18 protein-coding genes are annotated in these 19,206 nt (G+C 69.3%); 10 read left to right on the forward strand and 8 right to left on the reverse strand.

The window, feature by feature from the left end:
- Positions 1-29: 29 nt before the first annotated feature.
- The gene (locus tag ACGFIF_RS18470) at positions 30-1,898 is read right to left on the reverse strand and encodes a glycoside hydrolase family 127 protein (protein ID WP_393155808.1); all 1,869 of its coding nucleotides are present in this window, start codon (positions 1,896-1,898) and stop codon (positions 30-32) included.
- Positions 1,899-2,057: 159 nt separating this feature from the next.
- On the opposite strand from ACGFIF_RS18470, the gene ACGFIF_RS18475 reads away from it, so the two are divergent.
- From ACGFIF_RS18475 to ACGFIF_RS18490, 4 genes are all read left to right on the forward strand, one after another.
- The gene (locus ACGFIF_RS18475; protein WP_393155809.1) at positions 2,058-3,056 is read left to right on the forward strand and encodes a LacI family DNA-binding transcriptional regulator; all 999 of its coding nucleotides are present in this window, start codon (positions 2,058-2,060) and stop codon (positions 3,054-3,056) included.
- Between the two features lie 61 nt (positions 3,057-3,117).
- On the forward strand, positions 3,118-4,293 hold the full coding sequence (locus tag ACGFIF_RS18480; RefSeq protein WP_393155810.1) for a hypothetical protein: 1,176 nt from the start codon (positions 3,118-3,120) through the stop codon (positions 4,291-4,293).
- Positions 4,294-4,302: 9 nt separating this feature from the next.
- Positions 4,303-5,115, forward strand: a complete 813-nt coding sequence (locus ACGFIF_RS18485) for a TrmH family RNA methyltransferase (protein WP_393155812.1) — start codon at positions 4,303-4,305, stop codon at positions 5,113-5,115.
- A gap of 25 nt (positions 5,116-5,140) precedes the next feature.
- Entirely contained in the window at positions 5,141-5,524 is a 384-nt protein-coding gene (locus tag ACGFIF_RS18490; RefSeq protein WP_393155814.1) for a VOC family protein, read from the forward strand.
- Here ACGFIF_RS18490 and ACGFIF_RS18495 read toward each other — a convergent pair.
- The 3 genes from ACGFIF_RS18495 to ACGFIF_RS18505 all read right to left on the reverse strand — a co-directional run bounded on the left by ACGFIF_RS18495 (position 5,506) and on the right by ACGFIF_RS18505 (position 10,628).
- Complete coding sequence (locus ACGFIF_RS18495) at positions 5,506-6,618, reverse strand: methyltransferase (RefSeq protein ID WP_393155815.1); 1,113 nt, start codon at positions 6,616-6,618, stop codon at positions 5,506-5,508. The two genes, ACGFIF_RS18490 and ACGFIF_RS18495, sit on opposite strands and share 19 nt — an antisense overlap.
- An 89-nt stretch (positions 6,619-6,707) precedes the next feature.
- A complete protein-coding gene (locus ACGFIF_RS18500; RefSeq protein WP_393155817.1) occupies positions 6,708-9,758 on the reverse strand; it encodes an ATP-binding protein in 3,051 nt (1,016 codons plus the stop codon).
- 78 nt (positions 9,759-9,836) lie between these two features.
- Complete coding sequence (locus ACGFIF_RS18505; protein ID WP_393155818.1) at positions 9,837-10,628, reverse strand: class I SAM-dependent methyltransferase; 792 nt, start codon at positions 10,626-10,628, stop codon at positions 9,837-9,839.
- A 174-nt stretch (positions 10,629-10,802) separates the two neighbouring features.
- Between ACGFIF_RS18505 and ACGFIF_RS18510 the strand changes: the two genes are divergently transcribed.
- From ACGFIF_RS18510 to ACGFIF_RS18520, 3 genes are read left to right on the forward strand one after another with little or no spacing between them, the layout of a single operon-like run.
- Positions 10,803-11,351: an AAA family ATPase gene (locus ACGFIF_RS18510; protein WP_393155819.1), complete on the forward strand. Its 549-nt coding sequence runs from the start codon at positions 10,803-10,805 to the stop codon at positions 11,349-11,351.
- A gap of 34 nt (positions 11,352-11,385) precedes the next feature.
- Positions 11,386-12,066: an RraA family protein gene (locus ACGFIF_RS18515; protein ID WP_393155821.1), complete on the forward strand. Its 681-nt coding sequence runs from the start codon at positions 11,386-11,388 to the stop codon at positions 12,064-12,066.
- 13 nt (positions 12,067-12,079) lie between these two features.
- On the forward strand, positions 12,080-12,967 hold the full coding sequence (locus ACGFIF_RS18520) for an aldo/keto reductase (protein ID WP_393155822.1): 888 nt from the start codon (positions 12,080-12,082) through the stop codon (positions 12,965-12,967).
- 9 nt (positions 12,968-12,976) lie between these two features.
- Here ACGFIF_RS18520 and ACGFIF_RS18525 read toward each other — a convergent pair whose 3' ends face one another.
- A complete protein-coding gene (locus ACGFIF_RS18525; protein WP_393155823.1) occupies positions 12,977-13,861 on the reverse strand; it encodes an LLM class flavin-dependent oxidoreductase in 885 nt (294 codons plus the stop codon).
- Positions 13,862-13,955: 94 nt separating this feature from the next.
- On the opposite strand from ACGFIF_RS18525, the gene ACGFIF_RS18530 reads away from it, so the two are divergent.
- Complete coding sequence (locus ACGFIF_RS18530) at positions 13,956-14,378, forward strand: MarR family winged helix-turn-helix transcriptional regulator (RefSeq protein WP_393155824.1); 423 nt, start codon at positions 13,956-13,958, stop codon at positions 14,376-14,378.
- A gap of 40 nt (positions 14,379-14,418) precedes the next feature.
- Here ACGFIF_RS18530 and ACGFIF_RS18535 read toward each other — a convergent pair whose 3' ends face one another.
- Positions 14,419-15,585 carry an MFS transporter gene (locus tag ACGFIF_RS18535; protein ID WP_393155825.1) on the reverse strand — a complete coding sequence of 389 codons (1,167 nt, stop codon included), beginning with the start codon at positions 15,583-15,585 and terminating at the stop codon, positions 14,419-14,421.
- 82 nt (positions 15,586-15,667) lie between these two features.
- On the opposite strand from ACGFIF_RS18535, the gene ACGFIF_RS18540 reads away from it, so the two are divergent.
- Positions 15,668-17,161, forward strand: coding sequence for an HD domain-containing phosphohydrolase (locus tag ACGFIF_RS18540; RefSeq protein ID WP_393155827.1), 1,494 nt, complete (start codon positions 15,668-15,670; stop codon positions 17,159-17,161).
- Here the strand turns inward: ACGFIF_RS18540 and ACGFIF_RS18545 are convergent.
- Both ACGFIF_RS18545 and ACGFIF_RS18550 read right to left on the reverse strand, forming a co-directional pair.
- On the reverse strand, positions 17,151-17,456 hold the full coding sequence (locus tag ACGFIF_RS18545) for a hypothetical protein (RefSeq protein WP_393155829.1): 306 nt from the start codon (positions 17,454-17,456) through the stop codon (positions 17,151-17,153). The genes ACGFIF_RS18540 and ACGFIF_RS18545 overlap by 11 nt on opposite strands.
- Positions 17,453-18,313: a phytanoyl-CoA dioxygenase family protein gene (locus ACGFIF_RS18550; protein ID WP_393155830.1), complete on the reverse strand. Its 861-nt coding sequence runs from the start codon at positions 18,311-18,313 to the stop codon at positions 17,453-17,455. The genes ACGFIF_RS18545 and ACGFIF_RS18550 overlap by 4 nt, the downstream gene beginning before the upstream one ends.
- 102 nt (positions 18,314-18,415) lie before the next feature.
- Here ACGFIF_RS18550 and ACGFIF_RS18555 point away from each other — a divergent pair, with 102 nt between their 5' ends.
- Complete coding sequence (locus ACGFIF_RS18555; protein ID WP_393155831.1) at positions 18,416-19,201, forward strand: helix-turn-helix domain-containing protein; 786 nt, start codon at positions 18,416-18,418, stop codon at positions 19,199-19,201.
- The last annotated feature ends 5 nt before the right edge of the window (positions 19,202-19,206 follow it).

Consider the following 19,206-nt stretch of genomic DNA (forward strand, 5'->3'; position numbering starts at 1 on the left):
TGGGAGCCCCCGCTGGTGCGCGCCTGAGTTCAGGCGCGCGGAAGCCAGACGCGCATCGCACCGATCTCGCGATTCGCCCAGGCGTAGTACGGCACCGCGACCACGTCGACCTCGTCGCCGACCTGATCCGCGGCCTCCGGCGTGAACGGCCAGCCTCCTCGGTGACCGGTCCCGATCCGTCCACGGGTCTTCAGCACTGTCACCCCGTCGAGCAGGCCGTCGTCGTGGCTCGCGGCAACTGATGCCTCTGGCAACAGATGCAGATCGTCGACGTTCGCCTCCTGGTCGGCCTGCTCGACCGCGTAGACCAGCGGACCGCGTTCCAGTGCGACACACCCCCGTACGGCGTCGACGCGTGGATCGGCCGCGATCACGCGTGCGGCCATCGGCAACTGCAGGTCGATCACGTCCGCCTCGACCCGCGCGTAAGTGCCGGCCTCGACGGGCTTGCCGTTGACGGTCGCACCTTCCGCCCAGGCCGGGATCCGGAGCTCCACCGCGACGGAGCCGTCGACGGTGATTCGCACCGCGCCGTCCCACGGGTAGGCCGTCTCCACGGTCAGGGTGGCGTTGCCCACGGTCAGTGTGCCGGCGGCGTACTGATGGATCTGCACGGCGCCGTCGCCGCTGCTCGCGAGGTAGCCGTCGAGGCTGGCCAGGGTGCGCATGATGTTCGGCGGGCAGCACGCGCAGTCGAACCACCCGCGCCGCCCGTGCGCCGGGCTACGACCGCTGTCCGCATGCGCGCCACCGCGCAGCTGCAGCGGGTTGACGTAGAAGTACTCCGTCCCCTTGAGCGAGACACCGGCGAGGAAGCCGTTGTAGAGCATCCGCTCGATGGCATCCGCGTAGAAGGCGTCACCGGTCGCGAGCAGCATCCGCCAGGCCCACTGGATCCCGCCGATCGCCGCGCAGGTCTCGGCGTAAGCGCGGTCCGGCGGCAGCTCGTACTCGTCGCCGAAGGCCTCACCCTCCCAGCGGGCGCCGAGGCCGCCGGTGAGGTAGGTCTTCGTGGACCACATGTGCTCGAACTGCGTCTTCAACGCGTCGAGCAGCTCGGTGTCACCGGTCTCGAGCGCGACGTCCGCGGCGCCGGCCGCCAGGTACACGGCCCGGACGGAGTGACCTTCCACCGTGGTCGCCTCGCGGACCGGGACGCGGTCGGAGAAGTAGGTCGGCTCGTGGCCGTGCTTCTTGATGATCCCGTGGCCGCGGGCCTCGACGAACCACTTGGCCAGGTCGAGGTAGGCCGCCGTACCGGTTTCTCGATACAACTCGACCAGGGCCATCTCGATGACCGGGTGACCGTCGACGTCAACAGTCTGGCCCGCGGAGTCGCCGAAGGTCGCCACCAGGTGGTCGGCGATCTTGATCGCGACGTCGAGCAACTCGCGGTCTCCGGTGCAGCGGACCTGGGCGACGGCGGCCTGGATCAGGTGGCCGGCGCAGTAGTGCTCGTGGCTCCAGACGAGATGCTGGTAGCGGCCCTCGTCGCCGTCGCGGAGCTGGACGACGGAGTCGAGGTAGCCGTCCTCGCGCTGGGCGGCGGCGACGATCGCGGTGAGCTCGCGCTGGCGCTTGAGCAGGTCCTCGTTCGGGTTGCGGCCGTACTCCCACGCGGCGGCCTCGAGCCACTTGTAGACGTCGGAGTCGGCGAACACCGGGCCGATCGCCTCGCCCTCGCCGATGCCGGCGGCGAGCCGGAGGTTCTGCAGGTTGCCGGCCGTCTCCAGCTGGTCCTGGCCGCTCGGGATCGCACGCTCGCCGTTGCGGGTCTGACGCGGCGCCCAGAAGCCGCCGCTGATCTTGGCCTGGCCGAGGCCGACGGGTTGCCAACGGCCGCTGCCGCTGGCGGCTGGACTGCGGGAGGTGGTGACAGAGTCCGGGGAAGGGCTCATGGGGGAAGCTCCTGAGGTTCGCGGAAAATCCAGAACACGTTTTCCTTGACGAAGCTAGAGACGCCGAACGGTCTGGTCAACCCCTCGGACCTGGCGAAATCCGGACAATGCGGTACTCGTGCTGTACTGTTTCCGGAAAGTTCGGAAAGGAGCTGCCGGATGGCGTCACGTGGCCCTGCCCTGCCCCGGATCACCGATGTGGCCGCACTGGCGGGCGTCTCCACGAGTACGGCGTCGAAGGCGCTGAACGACACCGGCCAGCTCCGCGAGGAGACCAGACAGCGGGTACGACGAGCCGCCGAGCAACTCGGGTTCACGCCGGACAGCCGCGGCCGGGCGTTGTCGTCCGGGCGCAGTTTCACGGTCGGGCTGATCACCACCGACAGCTCCGGGCGGTTCAGCATCCCGATCATGCTCGGCGCGGAGGACGCGCTGAGTGCGGGCGAGATGGGGCTGCTGCTGTGCGACACCCGGGACGACCCGTTGCGCGAGCAGCACTACCTGCGGTCGCTGGTGTCGCGGCGAGTGGACGGCATCATCGTGACCGGGCGACGGACCGAGCCGCGCGCGCCCATCGACGTACCGATTCCCGTCGTCTATGCCTTCAGCCCGTCGACGGATCCGTCCGACACCTCGGTGATCGCGGACGACCGCAGTGGCGCGGCCTCCACCGTGCGGCATCTGCTCAGCCTCGGCCGCCGGCGGATCGCGCACATCACCGGACCCGAGTCGCACCACAGCGCGCAGACCCGCGCTGCGGCGACGGTCGAGACCGCCGGCGACGCGTTGGCCGATGAGCCGATGCACGGTGAATGGAGCGAACGCTGGGGCCGCCACGCGGTCGATGTCCTGCTGCGTACGTCGCCCGACCTCGACGCGATCTCCTGCGGCAGCGACCAGATCGCCCGCGGCGTCTGCGACCGCCTCCGCGAGCTCGGCCGGTCCGTCCCCGACGACATCGCGGTCACCGGCTACGACAACTGGTCCGTCATGGCCCTGGCCAGCCGGCCACCGCTCACCACCGTCGATCTGGAGTTGGAAGAGCTCGGCCGCCGTACCGCCAACCTGCTGCTGGACGCGATCGCCGGTTCACCCCACCCCGGCTTGATGGAGCTCCCGACCCGGTTGGTCACCCGCGAATCCACCCTCGGCACCTGAGGTCACCAGATAGTCGCTCGGCGGACCGCCGTTGTCCGCCTGGCATCGGTAGATTCGCGGGGTGCTGCGCAAGCTCGTGATCGGCCTCGCGGTGATCGCCACGCTGGTGGCGGGGGTGGGCACCGCGCGCCTGGTGCTGCCCCGGACCGATCCCACTCGAGGTGTGGTCAAGCAACTGGCGTTCCTGCGGGCGGAGATCGAGGGCGGCGCCGACCACGCCGCGCAACAGCAGTTCCCGGAGGGGTACTTCTTCCTCAACGCCCTCTACGGACTGACCTGGGTGCAGGTCGGCCTCGCCGATCCGGACCGGTCGGTCGACGCCGCGGTCGAGGCGCGGTGGGCTCTCGACCGGCTCAAGTCCCCGGACGGGACCGCCGTGTTCGACGCTTCGCTCCGACCGAGGTACGGCGTCTTCCACGCCGGCTGGACCAACTGGCTGCGTGGTGGACTGGTCGCGCTCAAACACTCCGACGCGGCCGAGATCGAGGAGTTCACCAGCGCCTCGGTCGAGATCGCGACCGCGTTCCGCACCGCCAGGACTCCGTTCCTGCCGGCGTACCCGGGTCAGGCCTGGCCGGTCGACTCGACCGTCGCCATCGCCTCACTCCGCCTGTACGACGAACTCGTGGCGCCGCGGTTCGGCGCGACGGCCGAACGCTGGGTGGCCGCGGTGAAGACCCAACTGGATCCGGGGACCGGGCTGATGCCGCATCAGGTCGAGCCGGCGACGACCGGCGCGCGGGCGTCGTCGCAGAGCATGATCCAGCGGTTCCTGGTGGAGATCGATCCCGCCTTCGCGCGGGCGCAGTACGAGATCTTCAAGGATCGGTTCGTGGCCGGACTGGGCGTCCGGGAGTATCCGAAAGGTGTCGGCGGGCAGGGTGATGTGGACTCGGGCCCGCTGATCCTCGGGATCAGCCTGTCCGCGACCGTGGTCACGATGGGCGCGGCCCGGGTCGAGCGCGATCCGCTCGCCGATCGGCTCGCCCGGGAAGGCGATCTGCTCGGCCTGCCGGTCAGCGGGCCGAAGACGAAGCGGTACGCCCTCGGCCTGGTGCCGATCGGCGATGCCTTCCTGGCCTGGTCGGCGTCGGCACGGCCGATCGTGGCTGCTGAGCAGCCGGAGCTCTCAAGCGGTGCCGGCTGGTGGCGCGACCCGTGGCTGCTGCTGATCTGGTCGCCGGCGCTGATTCTCTGGGGTCTTCTCCGGTTCAGGCGCCGGCGAAGACGGCACTAGGGTGAGGATGTGCAGCGGATCTCGTCTCGGAATGCCCGGTTTCAGGTCTGGCAGTCGTATCTGACCAACCGGACCAAGCGGCACCGGGCGGGCGAGTTCCTGGTCCAGGGCGTGCGGCCGATTTCGATTGCCGTCGACAACGGCTGGCCGGTCCGGACGCTGATCCACGACGCGTCCCGGCCCTTCTCGCACTGGGCCCAGGAGCTGTACCAGCGGCTCCCCGGGGTCGAGCGGGTGGCGATGGAGCCGGAGTTGCTGGCCGAGCTCGGCGAGAAGGAGGCCGAGGTGGTCGCGGTGGTGGAGATGCCGCCGGACGACCTGGATCGCATCCCGGTCGGGCCGGACTTCCTCGGCGTGGTCTTCGACCGGCCGACCGGACCGGGCAACATCGGGTCGATCATCCGGTCCGCGGACGCGTTCGGTGCGCACGGTGTGATCGTCACCGGGCATGCGGCCGACATCTACGATCCGAAGGCGGTCCGGGCGACGACCGGGTCGCTCTTCGGCGTTCCCGCCGTCCGCGTGCCGTCGCATCGTGAGGTGATCGAGTGGGCCCGGCGGTCGACCGGCGCACCGATCGTGATCGTGGGCACGGACGAGCACGGGTCAGCGGATGTGTTCGACTTCGATCTGACCCAGCCGACCTTGCTGCTGATCGGCAACGAGACCCACGGACTCAGCACCGCGTGGAAGGAGGCCGCCGACGCGTTGGTGCGGATCCCGATCACCGGGTCGGCGAGTTCGCTCAACGCGGCCAACGCCGCGACGGCCGTTCTGTACGAGGTGTCGCGGCAGCGATCCCATTCGTCCAAGACTCGCTAGGTTGCTGCGGCCTAGCGTCGTACCCATGAGGCCACAACCCTTGATCGCGGTGAGCGACGTCGAGAAGAGCAGCGCCTGGTACTGCGCGGTGCTGGGAGCGGTCAGCGCTCACGGCGGACCGGAGTACGAGCGACTCGTGGTCGACGACGTACTCGTCATGCAACTGCACAGCCTCGCTGTGGACCACCATCACGGACCGTTCGGCGATCCCTCGCATCCGTTGGGGAACGGGGTCGCGATCTGGTTCGAGGTGGACGACCTGGAGGCAGCCGCCGAGCGTGCTCGCACCCTCGGCGCCACCGTCCAGACCGACATCCACCACAACCCCAACGCCGATCACTACGAGCTCTGGCTCCGGGACCCGGACAACTATCTCGTCGTCCTCGCGTCTCACCCGTCGAGTCGGTAGAACCGCCAGAACGGGTGCTCGATCGGCAGGATCTCAACGCTGCCGAAGCCGGCGCGTTCGGCCAGCCGGCGCATCATGGCGGGCCGGATCCCGAGTGGTCCCACGACCTCGGAACCGGCATCGGGACGGCCTTGCGGGACACACCACAGGACACCCGCAGCGGCCATGAAGCGCTCGACCTCGTCACCCGGGGCGGTGAAGTTCTCCGCGACGTGCTCCTCCATCACGATCACCGAGCCGCCGGGCGCCAAGGAGCTACGGGCAGCCTCGAGTGCTGCCACCGGATGCGGGAGATCGTGCAGGCACTCGAAGAAGAACGCCACGTCGTACCCGTCGCGGGGCAGCGGTTGGGTGATGTCGGCGACCTCGAGGTCGACCTGGCCGGCCACGCCGCGCTCGGTGACGTACCGGCGGCCGCGGGCGATCGACTCCTCGTCCAGGTCGTACCCGTCGACGCGTACGTGCGGGAACGCCTCCGCGAGCCGGATCGACGCCCAGCCCACGCCCGCGCCCAGGTCCGCGACGCGCGCCGGACTGGTGGTGTCCGCGAGACGGGCCTGGATATCCGGCACCTGAGGCAGCCACTCATCGATCAACGAGTTCTCGTAGGCGGGCCGGTTCAGTGCCTCTTGCGCGGTCACCGCGTCGGGACCGTAGGCCGCGTACGGGACGCCGTCCCCGGTCCGGAACGCGGCGACCAGCGACGGAAGCGCGCGGCCGATCGCGGGCACGATGTAGGACATGCCGCCGACGTAGAACGGGCTGATCTCGTCGACCAGTGTCTCGCTGACACCGTCGGCCAGGCTGAACAGCGCGGTCGACGGCTCGTCGCCATCGGCGATCAGCAGGCCGGCGACCGCCTGCTGCGCCAGCCATTCCTGGGTGTAGCGAATCTCGTTGGCGGTCCGCTCTGCCAGTTCGGCAGCTGTCGCGGGCCCGTCGTTCGACAGTGATCGGTACAAGCCCAGCTGGATGCCGAAGTAGACGTTCAACAGCTCCACGGTGTCGAGGGTCTGCAGGAAGAGGCGGCCGGACAGTTCCTCGGCCGCGGACGGCGTGGGGGTCTCCTCGACCTGATCCAGCAACGTGCTCATGATGTCCTCCCGATACTTCGCGGCACCCGGTGCGCCGCTTCTGTCTGGGAGGCGCCAGGTCTGCTGTGGCGATGCCACACGACCGGCGGCTAGCTGTGCCAGGTCACGGTTTCCTCCGGTCGATAGACGCAGAATCGCCCGGTGGAGACAGCCAGTTCGAGGTGGCGGGCCAGCGCGGGATGGACCTCGCGGATCGCCTTGATCGCCGTCGCGATGCGCATCGCGACCGCCTTGCGAGCACGTTCGGCCTGGTCTCCCGTCGTACGGACCCGGCCACCGAGGCCGTAGGCCGCGGCCAGTTCGCGGACCAGGAAGTCCCGCTCGTCGGTCAAGGTACCGACCAGCTGGGCGGCGCCGTCCCGTTCGGCGTCGGCGATGTCCGTCTCGAGTTCGGTGACCCGGCGCTTGTAGGCCGCCCGAGCCGCGCCGTCGAGGAGCGGCCCGGTGTCACCGCCGCCCGCCGACCGCGGTGGGCCGCCACCAGCGGCGACCAGATCGAGCACGTGGACCGGCTGGCCGGGCCGGGCCAGCACTACGGACAGGTCGTGCATTCCCTTGGAGTCCGGGACGGTTGCCTCGCCGTCCCGCCAGCGCAGGTGCCAGGTCCGGCCGTCCTTGCGGAACACACCCTCAATTCTTGTGGCTGGTCCAGCCGGTACGCCGATCGCGACCAGGTCCTGCTCGGCCTTGGTGAGCCAGGGCTTGGCGCCGGCACCGCGGCACGCATCGACGGCGTTGGTCAGCAGCCGGCGCGCCTCGTCGGTCTGACCCAGGAACGCCGCCAACCGGCCGAGGACGTGGGCGGTCACGCCCATCACGCCGCCGCCGATACCGTCGATCACCCACAGGTCTTCGTACGGCGCGAGCCGCCGAGCGACCTCCTCGGCAGCATCGGCGCGACCGAGTGCGATGGCCGCGTCGCCGGCGTGCCACATCCCTTCGAGCCATTCGCAGTCGTCCGGCATGGCATCCAGGCCGCGGCCCATCAACCGGTCGAAGAACAGCCCGGACTTGTCGGGTTCACCGGCCGCGGCGAAGTAGCTGGCACCCATGCCCAGGGCAACGGGTGACTCGGACACGACCTTGATGACCGCGTCCGCCTCCGCCGCGAAGCTCGCGGGGAGTACGCCCGCTGTCCGATGTGTCCACAGGCGGAGGGTGAAGACCATCAGCGCAGCGTTGGCGCTGCCGGCGCGTCGGCCGATCGCCTCGGCCTCGTCGGCGTAGCGGACAGCCGTCTCGATGTCACCGGACATCAGCGCCCGCGCTCCGCGCCACAGCGGGACGTACCAGGAGTAGAGCGGCAGCATCAAGCGGTCCGACGTACGAGCGAAGGCGTCGATCTCCGCGTCGACCGCAGGCCAGTCGCCTCGCTCCATCAGCGCGACCAGGCGCAGCCGGCGGGCGAGCAACTGACACGGCGAATCGTGGCCGCGCTCGGCGACCATGAGCATCCGACTCGCCGCGGCGAACCGCTCGTCGACCCGGGCGGGGCCCGCGATGGTGTCGCAGTACGCCGCCAGTGTGCCCGACTCGACACAGGGGTGGGCCACTCGTTCCGCCATCTCGATGGCAGAACGGGCCAGCTCGACCCGCTCGCTCTCCCGATCCGTTCCTGCGTAGGCGAGTGACAGCCGCCCCATCACCGCCGCACGCAGTCCGCCGTCTCGGTCCGGCAGTGATCTCAGCGCCTCCTCGAGCAGCTCTGTCTGCAGTTCGTCGTACTGCGGAACCTCGAAGCCGCCCAGACCGGTGCCCATGCCGAGCGCGGCCATCGCCAGGTGGCTGGCCCTGCCGTTTCGCCGAGCCAGTTCGGCGGTCGCTGCGAATGTCTGACGGGCGCCTTCGAGGTCACCGGCGTACATCTGCGCCTCGCCGAGCTCGAGCATCACCTTCGTCCGCTCGATGTCCTTGCCACGTAAGGCGATCCGATACGCGTCGACCGCTTGTTCGTAGCCCATCCGCGACCTGGCCGCTCGTGCCGCCCGCAGCGCCCACTCCGCAGCCCGTTCGGCGGCGTCTGGACCGAACGCGGCGGACCAGTGCCGGGCCAGCTCGCCCGCTGCGGCGTCCTCGTCCGTCGCTGTTGCCTCGAGTTGCTCAGCCAGCGCTCGATGAACAGCGGCTCGGCGCGCTGTACCGAGCGACGCATCCAGCACCTCCCGGACCAGGGCGTGGGTGAACCAGATCCGGCCGTCGACCGGCGGACCGGCCAGCAATCGGGCGGCGGCCGCCTCCTCCAGCAAGTCGAGAACAGCCGGGCTGCCGGCGACAGCCGTGACGAGTGATACGTCGGCACCGTCCCCGGCGACTGCAGCGACCTCCAGAATCGCTTGGCAGTCCTGACTGACTCGCGCGATCCGCCGGGCCAGCACTTCCCGGACGCCATCGGGTACGCCGGTCGTCGCCGGCCGAGCGGCGAGCAGCCGGGAGACCTCTCGCACGAAGAACGGGTTGCCGCCGGTGCGACTGTGCACCATGCTCGCCAGCTCGTCGGTGGCGTTGTCGCCGAGCACGCGCGTCACCACCTCCGCGACCTCGTCGACATCGAGACCGTCGAGCCGGATCCGCTGCACGGCGGTGGGCAACTCCCGTACGACGGCCAGAACGTCGTCACCACTCTCGAGCGGCTCGTCACGACACGTGGCGACGAGCAGGACTCGAAGGCCTGGCAACGCGTCGATGACCGTACGGAGCAGCAACAGCGAAGCGCCGTCGGCCCACTGAAGGTCTTCGAGGATGAGAACGATCGGGTCGTCGCCGGAGACCTGCTGCAGCGCGTCGATCACCGAAACGAACAACCTTGCTCGTGCACCGGCGTCACCGCGCAGTACTCCCAGTCCGTCTGCGCTCGAGTCTGCAGGCTGGTCGGCAGCGAGCCGGTGCTGCGGCGCCAACTCCCGGAGGATCGTCCGCCACGGCCAGAACGGCGGCATCTCGGTCGCCGAACACCAGCCCCAGGCGACTTTCACACCCGCTTCCTGGGCATGGTCCGCGAGCGCCTCGGCCAGGGTGGTCTTGCCCATGCCTGGCTCACCAAGGACGACGGCGGCCCGGCCGCGGCCATCGCTCGCTGCCGCCAGCAAACTGTCGAGCTCAGCCAGTGGCCTGGCCCGGCCCACCATCACCCGTCGCTCCATCCGACGCCTCCCCAACTACATGCTTGGCAGCATGCTCCTCCGGGTCAACCGGTCGGAAGAAGCGTGTGCGGCCCGTAATCAGGCGGTGCAGAGGAGTTCGCCGTGGAGGATGGAGATCCAGCCGTCGGGGCGGGCGGCCCAGGTGCGCCAGGCAGCTGAGATGCGTTCGAGGGTCTGCTCCGGTACGCCGGCGCGGCGGGCCTGGTCCGCCATCGCCGACTGCAGGACGCGGTCCGCCCACATGCCGCCCCAGAAGTCGCGCGAGTCCTCGTCGGCGAACGTCCAGTTGCTCGCGGTCGCGTCCACCTTCTCGAAACCGGCCTCCAGCGCCCACGACAGCATGCGACGGCCGGCGTCCGGCTCACCCTGGTTGGCGCGCGCCATCCGCTGGTAGAGGTCCATCCACTCGTCCAGCTCGGGCAACTCCGGATACCAGGTGAAGCCGTGATAGTCGGAGTCGCGGACGGCCACGATCCCGCCGGGCTTGCAGACCCGGCGCATCTCGCGCAACGCCTGCACCGGATCCGCCACGTGCTGCAGGACCTGGTGCGCGTGGACGACGTCGTACGAGTCGTCGGGAAGATCCAGCGCGTGGACGTCGCCGACCACGAACTGCACCTTGATGTCGAGCTTCGCGAAGGTGGCCTTGGTGATGTCGAGCGCCGCGTCGGTTTCAAGAGCAGTGACCTGGCCCGGCTCGACCAGCCTGGCCAGGTCGGCGGTGATGGTGCCGGGGCCGGCGCCGACGTCGAGTAACGACATACCTGGCCGCAGATGAGGAAGCAGGTAACCGGCCGAGTTCTCCGCGGTGCGCCAGCTATGCGAACGCAACACCGATTCGTGGTGGCCGTGCGTATACACGTTACTCATCACAGGCTCCTTTGCCTCCGGTCGGACACCTCTTCACGCTACTCCAGGATCTTGATTTATGAGACATATCGTCTTGAATAGTGATACACACTAAGAGCGATATCGAGGCAGTTCTTCTGAACGTGGGTCTTACGTCGGGTGGCGACTCCTGTCAGGGCTGGCTAGGGTGCGGCGGTGCAGTCGAAGCCGATGGTGATTGTGGTGAGCGGCCCGCCGGGGACCGGGAAGACGACGCTGGCGCACCGGATCGCCGCGGCGATCGGCTGCCCGGCGATCTGCCGGGACGAGATCAAGCAGGGGATGGCGCACGCGACCCCGGGGTTCGTGCCCGGGCCGGGCGACCCGCTGACGATGCGGACGCTGTCGACGTTCTTCGACGTGATCGGGCTGCTGGTCGGCCGCGGTACGACGGTCGTCGCCGAAGCCGCCTTTCAGGACCGGCTGTGGAGCCCCGGCCTGACCCCGTTGCTCAGCCGGGCGGATCTGCGCATCATCCACTGCATGATCCCGGCCGACCTCGCCCTGGCCCGGATCAACGCCCGTACCGCTGCCGACCCGCACCGCAACGCGCACGAGGACGCGCAGATCGGCGCCGACGCCCGGCTTCGCACCCACAACGCGTTCCAGCCCGTCGACCTCCCGGTCCCGATGCTCACCGTCGACACCTCCACCGCGGTCTACGACCCGCCACTGCCAGAAATCCTCAACTTCCTGTCGCGTTGACCTCTCGGGCGGATCGCCTGATTAGGGTCTGGGCATGGAGCGTTTCGAGGGGCTTACCACCGCGCATGTCGCGGACGCTTGTATCCGCGCCGGCGTGCCGGTGCGGACGGTTTCGCTGACGTCCGTGGCCGGTGGCCGGGTCGCGGGTCGCGTGTTGCCGGCTCAGCACGTGGGCAGCGTCGATGTCTTCCTGGAGGCGTTCGAGTCGGCCAAGGTGGGCGACGTACTGGTCGTCGACAACGGCGGGCGGCGGGACGAGGCGTGCGTGGGTGACATGGTCGCGCTCGAGGCACAGGCGGCCGGCGTCACCGGGCTCGTCGTGTGGGGGCTTCATCGCGACACGGTCGACATCACCGCGATCGGCCTCCCGGTGTTCAGTCTCGGCGCGTTGCCGACCGGACCGTTGTGGCTCGACCCGCAACCGAGTGATGCGTTGTCGTCGGCAACCATCGGCGAGTGGACCGTCACCCGCGACGACGTCGTACTGGGTGACGAGGACGGGGTCGTGTTCGTGCCGGCCGACCGGGTCGACGAGCTCTTCGACCTGGCCGAGTCCATCCGCGACACCGAGTACGCGCAGGCGGACGCGATCCGGGCCGGGCGGTCGTTGCGTGAGCAGGTCCGGTTCGCCGAGTACCTCACCGCGCGAGCGGCGAATCCGGAGCTCACCTTCCGGCAGCATCTGCGTGCGGTCCAGGGTGCGATCGAGGAGTAGCTACTCTGGCTCGGTGATCAACGCATCGGCCGCGGGCAGCTGGAAGCTAGGGGAAGTCACCGTCAACCGGATGGGCTTCGGCGCCATGCGGATCACCGTCAACCCGGACCGCGACGTCGCGATCCGGGTACTGCGCCGAGCCGTCGAGCTCGGCGTCAACCACATCGACACCGCCGGTTTCTACCGGACGCCGGGCGGCCCGCTCGACCTCGACGACGGCGAGCCGGTGCGGTACGCCAACGAGCTGATCCGCGACGCGTTGGCGCCGTACCCGGACGATCTCGTCATCACCACCAAGATCGGACCGGGTGAGGATCCCGAGGGCGCCTTCTACCAGGCCCGGACGCCGACGGAGATCCGCACGCAGGTGGAGACCAACCTGCGCCAGCTCGGCGTCGACTGCCTCGACGTGGTCAACTTGCGCATCATCAAGAAGCCGGGCTCCGACTCGATCGCCGAACGGTTCGGTGCCCTAGCGGACCTGCGCGACGCCGGGCTGATCCGGCAGCTCGGAATCTCCAACGTGCGGGCCGACCACCTCGACGAGGCGGAGGCGATCGCGCCGGTGGTCTGCGTGCAGAACAGCTACGCGATCGACATGCGGCGCGACCAGGACGAGCTGATCAGGCTGTGCGCGGACCGCGGAATCGCCTACACGCCGTTCTTCGCGATCGCCGGATCCTCACGCGAGGGCGGCGCCACCACCGACCACTCCGACGCCGTTCAGGCGATCGCCACCGCCCACGGCGTCACCCCACAGCAGGTCCGCCTCGCCTGGACTCTCCACCAAAGCCCCAACGTCCTGGCCATCCCCGGCACCGGCAACCCCCTCCACCTGGAGGAAAACATCGCCGCCGCCGCAATCCACCTCTCCCCAGCCGAGCTCGCCACGTTGAACTGACCGCAACGGCTAGCCGACCGCGGTGCGGACGGCGGGGGCGATCTCCTGGGCCCATTTGGCGAGTTGTACGTCGTACGGGTCGGGGCCGGTGGGGAAGAGGGTGAAGCCGGCGGCGCCGTGGTTCAGAACGGCGTCGGTGAGTTCTTCGATCCACTGGGCCGGGGATCCGCCGATCCAGCGGCCGTCGTCGTCGCGCGCACGTCGTACCGGCGAGGAAGTGATCGCGCCCGGGAAGTTGTAGACGGTGGCGACGTCGGACGGTTTGCGGCCGACCGCGAGGGCCGCCTCTTCGATGATCGGGCGGGACCAGCGGTAGCGGTCGCTCAGCCAGTCGGCCGCGTGGCCTGGGATCCAGCCGTCCGCCTGCCGGCCGGTCGCGGCGAGCGACTTCGGGCCGTTCGATCCGGTCCAGATGAGCGGCGCGGCGACGGTTGCGGGCTTCAGATGGCCGATCGGGTAGTGCTTGGTCGGGGTCGGGCGGCCGCCGCCGGACAGGGATCGGACCAGCTGCATCGCTTCCTCGAAGGCTTCGACCGCTTGGGCGGGGCGCAGCTCCGGCACGCCCATCGTGGTGATGTGGTTCCACGCTCCCCCGGCGCCGAGACCGAGGACGAACCGGCCGCCGGACAGTGCGGACAGCGCCGACGCCGTACGGGCGAGCACCGGGGCGGGCCGCAACGGCAGGTTGGTCACGTTGACGAACGCGGACAGCCGCTCGGTCCGGCCGAGGATGAAGCCGATCGTCGCGTACCCGTCCAGCAGGTCGGCGACGTACGGGTGATCCGACAGGCTGACGTGGTCCAGCCCGTCCCGATCGGCTTGCCGGGCCAGTCGCAGGATCCGGTCCACGTCGCGGATCTTGTCGGGTGAGCCGTATCCGAATCGCACGGTCATGTCTCGTCTCCTCCAATTGCTTCGTAGGCCTAAATAGTAGCCCTACGAACTATCAGTTCCACAAACTGTCCGTGCTGCGGACTACAGTGGAGGCATGGCGACCACGACAGCGCAGGACGCGGAGCTGGCGGGCGCGCTCGTTCAGACGATGCACGTCCTGCAGGATCTGTACGCCGAGACGAGCCGGCCGCTCGGTCTGACGCCGCAGCAGGCGCACCTGCTCTGCGTGCTCCTCGGCGGCCCGCTCGGGATGACGGAGCTGAGCCGCATCCTCAGCATCGAACGGTCCAGCCTGACCAGCATGGTCGACCGCCTCGAACGCCGCGACCTGGTCGCCCGCATCCCGAACCCCACGGACCGCCGCGCCTGCCAGATCGAGCTCACCGATCCCGGCCTCGCCCTGGCCAACGACGCCCACATAGCCTTCACCACCCGCATCGAAGACCTCACCGCCGATCTCAGCCCGACGGCCCGCCGCACCCTCACCACCACCCTGACGAGCATCGTCACGAGGTGACTCCGGTCGTCGCCGACATCCCCAGGCTCGGACCCGCGCGCTAGGCGGGTGATCGGGTGCGGCCCCGCGTGGCCAGGGTCAGGCCGGCGGCGGCGATGACGGCTGCGGCCAGGAAGCCGGTGCCGCGGTCTGCGCCGGCGGCGACCAGGCCGAAGGTGGCGGGGCCCAGGCCGGCGGCCAGGTCGATGCTCATGCTGACGGTGCCCATGACGGCGCCGCGTTCGGCGGCGGGGGCGCGGTTGAGGGCCAGCGTCATGATCGCCGGTGTGCCGAGGGCGACGCCGATGCCCAGTAGCGCCGTACCCAGGACGAGGCCCGGCACGCTGCGCCAGCCGCCAATGGTGACCAGGGCGATCGTGGTGCAGAGCAACGACAGCCGGACACTGCGGACGGCCCCCAACCGGTCTGGGATGCGGGCACCAGCGCTCCGGATGACCACGACGATCGCAGCGAAGCCGAAGAGCAGGAACCCGGCGCCGGACAGACCGAGATCGAGCGCATAGAGCGGCACGAACGCCAGGAAGCCCGCCATCCCCCACACCAACGCGAGCAACAACAGCGCAGGTACGACGGCAGCCGGCGGAATGAGCCGTGACGGCCCGGCAGCCGGCTCGTCCGTCACCTCGCGCGTGTCGCCGACACGAGTTGCGAGGAGTACGGCGACAAGCGCGGAACCGGCCGCGACCAGCCAGACCGTGGTGAAGCCGGCCACGTTGACCAGGAGTTCCCCGATCGGCGGGCCGACCGCGAGACCGACGTACAGGGAGAGGGAGAACAGGCTGATCGCCTCCCCACGGCGTTCGACCGGGGCCAGGTCGCTCATCGCGGTGACGGCGCCGACGAAGAAGAACGCGTCGCCCACGCCGGTGAGCAGCCTGAGTGCGGCGAGCGCACCGGCGGAGTCGACCAGGCCGTAGGCGGCAACCGACGTGGCGAAGATGATCCCGCCGCCGACCATCGCGAGGGACCGGCCGTGCCGATCGGCCAGTCGCCCGGCCCAGGGCCGCAGTACCAGGGCCGACAGGCTGAACGCGGCGACGACCAGACCGACGGCGATGTTACCGCCGGTAAGTTCGCCCGCCACGTACCGCGGCACAGCGGGAATCAGCAGTCCGTCGGCGAGGAAATAGGCCAATCCGGCCGAGCCGAGCAGCGCGAACTGCGGCGTGACGAGTCGAGGAACGGTAGAAGTCGCTGCTGTACTCATGGCATCTCCTCTGGTCAGCCCCACAATGGCCGTACGGCAGCTGCCAGGGCATCGGTAGTTCTGCCCATCCCGGGAGGTTGCGATGGGACAGCACGATCCGCGACTCGCAGAGCTGCTCTGCGCGCTGTCCGTGAGCCTGGACCTCGCCATGGCGCAACCGCCGGAGAAGTCGATTCGCAGTTGCCTGGTCGCGATGCGCCTCGCTCACCGCCTGGAAATCAGTGACAAGCGCACGGTCTACTACGCGACCCTGCTGCGCCACCTCGGCTGCACTGCCACCACGCACGAGGAGCTCTACCTCATGGGCCCGCGTGCGGCCGAGCTGCGGCCGTTGGCAGAGCGCACTGACTCCAGCAGCCGCAAGGAGTCGTTCAACTACCTCAGACACGTCGGCAAAGGTGCCGGCATCAGACGCCTCCAGTACGTCGCGCGCACCGTGACAGCAGGTGAAGCCGAGCTGCTCCGAGCCGTCTGCGAAGTGGGCAGCATGCTCGCCGAACGCCTTGGACTGGGCCCGGCGACCTCCGAAGCGCTCTACCAGAACCTGGAGCGCTGGGACGGCAAAGGTACGCCGAAAGGCCTGGCGCGCAACGAGATCCACATCGCCACCCGCATCGCCGAGGTCGCAACCCAGGCAGTCATCGTGGGCGGCCAGACACTGCAGAAGCGGGCAGGCGGCTGGCTGGACCCAGACGTCGTCGCCGCGTACGACGACAGCCTCGTAGCCGAGCTGGACGAGATCGACGTGTGGCAAGCGACTCTGGACGCCGAGCCACCACCCTGGTGCATCGCACAGGATCTGGACGAGCTGGCGCGCACCTTCGCCTACTTCGTCGACCTCAAGTCGCCCTACCTCTTCGGCCACTCCACTGGCGTCGCCGCCCTCGCTGACGAGGCTGCACAGGTGCTGCACCTCGAGGACGCGGAGAGAGCGACTCTGCGACGTGCAGCCCTGCTGCACGACCTCGGCCGGGTCGCAGTGCCTACAGCCGTGTGGGAGCGCCCCGGTCCACTCCGGCGAGCAGATTGGGAGCAGGTGCGGCTTCACCCGTACCAGTCCGAGCGGATCCTCGCCCGATCCCCAGTACTGGAGCCCGTCGCCGTACTGGCGGCTCTGCACCACGAGAGGCTCGACGGCAGTGGCTATCCGCGGCAGGCCAAGGGTGGCGAGCTCTCCACCGCGGCACGGATCCTTGCTGCGGCGGACTGCTACCAGGCGTTGACCCAGGACCGTCCGCACCGGTCCGCGCACTCGCCTCAGGGAGCCGCTGAACTCATCCTGGTGCAGGTAGCGGACGGACGGCTCGACGGCCGCTGTGCGAAGGCCGTGCTCGCGGCGGCCGGGCAACAGGTGCCCGGCCGCCGGATGAGCCGTCCCGCCGGTCTCACCGAGCGGGAGATCGACGTACTGCGTCTACTCGCTCGCGGGTCGTCCAACGCCGACATAGCCCGCGAGCTGGTGGTGTCACGCCGTACTGCCGAGCATCACGTCCAGCACATCTACGGCAAGATCGGTGTGTCCACCAGAGCCGCGGCCGCGCTGTTCGCCATGCAGCACGGGCTGTTTACACAGTGACGAGCTTCTCGAAGAAGAACTCGTGCTTGAGGAACGAGACGTCGTACTCGTGCCCCGGGAACGGCGGCAGCAGCTGAGCAGCCTGGAACAGACGCCAGCCGTCCTTCAGCGCGTCCAGCCCGGTCTTGTACGGCGGGACGTCGCTGTCCCCTGTCGTCGGCGACGTCTCGCCGGTGCCGTCGTACGTCGACCAGCCCACGACCCGCGCGTCGAGCGCGGAGGAGGCCAGGTAGAGCACCAGCACCTGCTGGCGGACCGTCTGCTGACCGGCGGCGACGGGTGCGGTGGTGGTCATACCATCTCCTTCTTCGCGTGCGGGTTGAGGCTGCGCTGCGCGACCACGCGGGCCGGGCGGTTGGACACCCGGGTGACCCAGAACTCCGGGTCGAAGGTGTCGTCACCGGTGAGGGCCTGCCACAGCTTGATCCGGTTGTACTTCTCCAGCCGGCCGGTGGCGTTCTCGTACCAGGGGAACGACTGGTCGAGCTCGCGCGCGACCTCCTCGTCGTACAGGTCCTCGACGTTCCACAACCGGACCTGGCGGACGGTCGGGTTGAAGCGGATCTTGAACATGTAGCGGTCGATGTCGCTGTCGTTCTTCCGGCCGCCGTGCCAGATGCCGTGGTGCAGGAAGACGACGGTGCCGGCCGGGCAGACCAGCCGGGTCTGGCCGAGCAGGTTCTGGTACCGGCCGGTGTCGCTCTCGTTGGTCCGGCGCAGGTGGCTGCCGGGCACGCTCAGCGTGCCGCCCATCTCGAGCGTCACGTCCTGCGGGTAGTACATGAGCTGTACGTCGAACGCATCCGGGCGGACGTCGATGATCGCGTCACCGTGCAGGTTCTGCGCTTCGCCTTCGTTGGCCTTGCGGATGTGCACTGCGTGGTGGTCGACGGTCGGCTCCGGCCCGACCAGGCTGTGGATGGCGCCGGCCACTTCGGGCAGCTGCACCAGCCGCTGAACGAACTCGCTGCCGGTGAACGCCTCCGACAGCGGGGTGCCGTACGGAACGCCGGGGATGCCGGCCTTCAGTACGTCGATCGCCTGCTGGTTCATCTCGTCCGGTACGACGGCGTCCATCCGGAACGACCCGGTGGCCACGAAATGCGCCATCTGAACCGAGGTGAGCAGGTTCTTGCGATGCGGATGGGGCATGAGTCTCCCTCTCGGGGGGAAGTGGTAACTACTCCACAAGGCTAAAGAAAGACAGCGTTGTCGCGCGTGGGCTGTGTTCACCACTGGTGGTAATTTCTCACCATGATCTCGTTGCCCCTGGCGGCGCCGCCGGACGTGGTGAACGTCGGCGCCGGGATCCACGGCGTGCGCAGCCTGCGAGATGTCTTCCGGCTGCCGGACCTGTGGCAGCTCCACCTCTACAGCTACTTCGCCGAGTTGACCGTCGACGGTACGACGTACGCCGTGGCACCGGGCTATGTCAGCCTGACCCCGGCCGGGGCGCAGGTGCGGTTCGACTACCGCGGCCGGTCCGAACACCTCTACGTGCACTTCCGGCCCGCGGCGGTCGGCGAGCCGTCGTACCTGCCCGTCGTACAGGATGCGGGCGCGGCCGCGCCGGTGCTGGCCGATCTGCTGCGGTCAGCCCTGGAGGCGTCGCCGTCGGGGTCCGCGCGGGTGACGGCCGAGGTGTGGACCGCGTTGTGGCGGATCGCAGAACTCGGATCGTCGTCCAGCGCCGAGGACGCGACCCACCCGGCGGTGTCGGCGGCCATCGCCTACATCGAGGCGAACCTCGCCCAGCCGCTCACCATCCCGGCGCTGGCCCGGATGGCCGGCGTTTCACACAACCACCTGACCCGCCTCTTCCACGCCGACACCGGCCTGACCGTGATCGCCTACATCCGCCAGCGCCGGATGACCCGCGCCCGCCACCTCCTCGTCTCCTCGACCCTCTCCATCCCGGCAGTCGCCGCCTCGGTCGGCATCCCCGACCTCCAAGCCTTCAACAAAACCTGCCGCCGCGAACTCGGCGGCTCCCCCCGCGCAATCCGAAACGCAGTGGCCGGTACGACGCCGGCGGGTTAGTTTGC

It is taken from the genome of Kribbella sp. NPDC049174 (genome assembly GCF_043197365.1).
Taxonomy (GTDB): domain Bacteria; phylum Actinomycetota; class Actinomycetes; order Propionibacteriales; family Kribbellaceae; genus Kribbella.

Excerpts from the sequence above, each read along its gene's own strand:
- ACGFIF_RS18525 (WP_393155823.1), bottom strand. The coding sequence starts at position 13,861 with ATGACCGTGCGATTCGGATACGGCTCACCCGACAAGATCCGCGACGTG.
- ACGFIF_RS18545 (WP_393155829.1), bottom strand. The coding sequence starts at position 17,456 with ATGACCACCACCGCACCCGTCGCCGCCGGTCAGCAGACGGTCCGCCAG.
- ACGFIF_RS18495 (WP_393155815.1), bottom strand. The coding sequence starts at position 6,618 with ATGAGCACGTTGCTGGATCAGGTCGAGGAGACCCCCACGCCGTCCGCG.
- ACGFIF_RS18470 (WP_393155808.1), bottom strand. The coding sequence starts at position 1,898 with ATGAGCCCTTCCCCGGACTCTGTCACCACCTCCCGCAGTCCAGCCGCC.
- ACGFIF_RS18490 (WP_393155814.1), top strand. The coding sequence starts at position 5,141 with ATGAGGCCACAACCCTTGATCGCGGTGAGCGACGTCGAGAAGAGCAGC.
- ACGFIF_RS18530 (WP_393155824.1), top strand. The coding sequence starts at position 13,956 with ATGGCGACCACGACAGCGCAGGACGCGGAGCTGGCGGGCGCGCTCGTT.
- ACGFIF_RS18475 (WP_393155809.1), top strand. The coding sequence starts at position 2,058 with ATGGCGTCACGTGGCCCTGCCCTGCCCCGGATCACCGATGTGGCCGCA.
- ACGFIF_RS18515 (WP_393155821.1), top strand. The coding sequence starts at position 11,386 with ATGGAGCGTTTCGAGGGGCTTACCACCGCGCATGTCGCGGACGCTTGT.
- ACGFIF_RS18550 (WP_393155830.1), bottom strand. The coding sequence starts at position 18,313 with ATGCCCCATCCGCATCGCAAGAACCTGCTCACCTCGGTTCAGATGGCG.
- ACGFIF_RS18535 (WP_393155825.1), bottom strand. The coding sequence starts at position 15,585 with ATGAGTACAGCAGCGACTTCTACCGTTCCTCGACTCGTCACGCCGCAG.
- ACGFIF_RS18540 (WP_393155827.1), top strand. The coding sequence starts at position 15,668 with ATGGGACAGCACGATCCGCGACTCGCAGAGCTGCTCTGCGCGCTGTCC.
- ACGFIF_RS18500 (WP_393155817.1), bottom strand. The coding sequence starts at position 9,758 with ATGGAGCGACGGGTGATGGTGGGCCGGGCCAGGCCACTGGCTGAGCTC.
- ACGFIF_RS18505 (WP_393155818.1), bottom strand. The coding sequence starts at position 10,628 with ATGAGTAACGTGTATACGCACGGCCACCACGAATCGGTGTTGCGTTCG.
- ACGFIF_RS18555 (WP_393155831.1), top strand. The coding sequence starts at position 18,416 with ATGATCTCGTTGCCCCTGGCGGCGCCGCCGGACGTGGTGAACGTCGGC.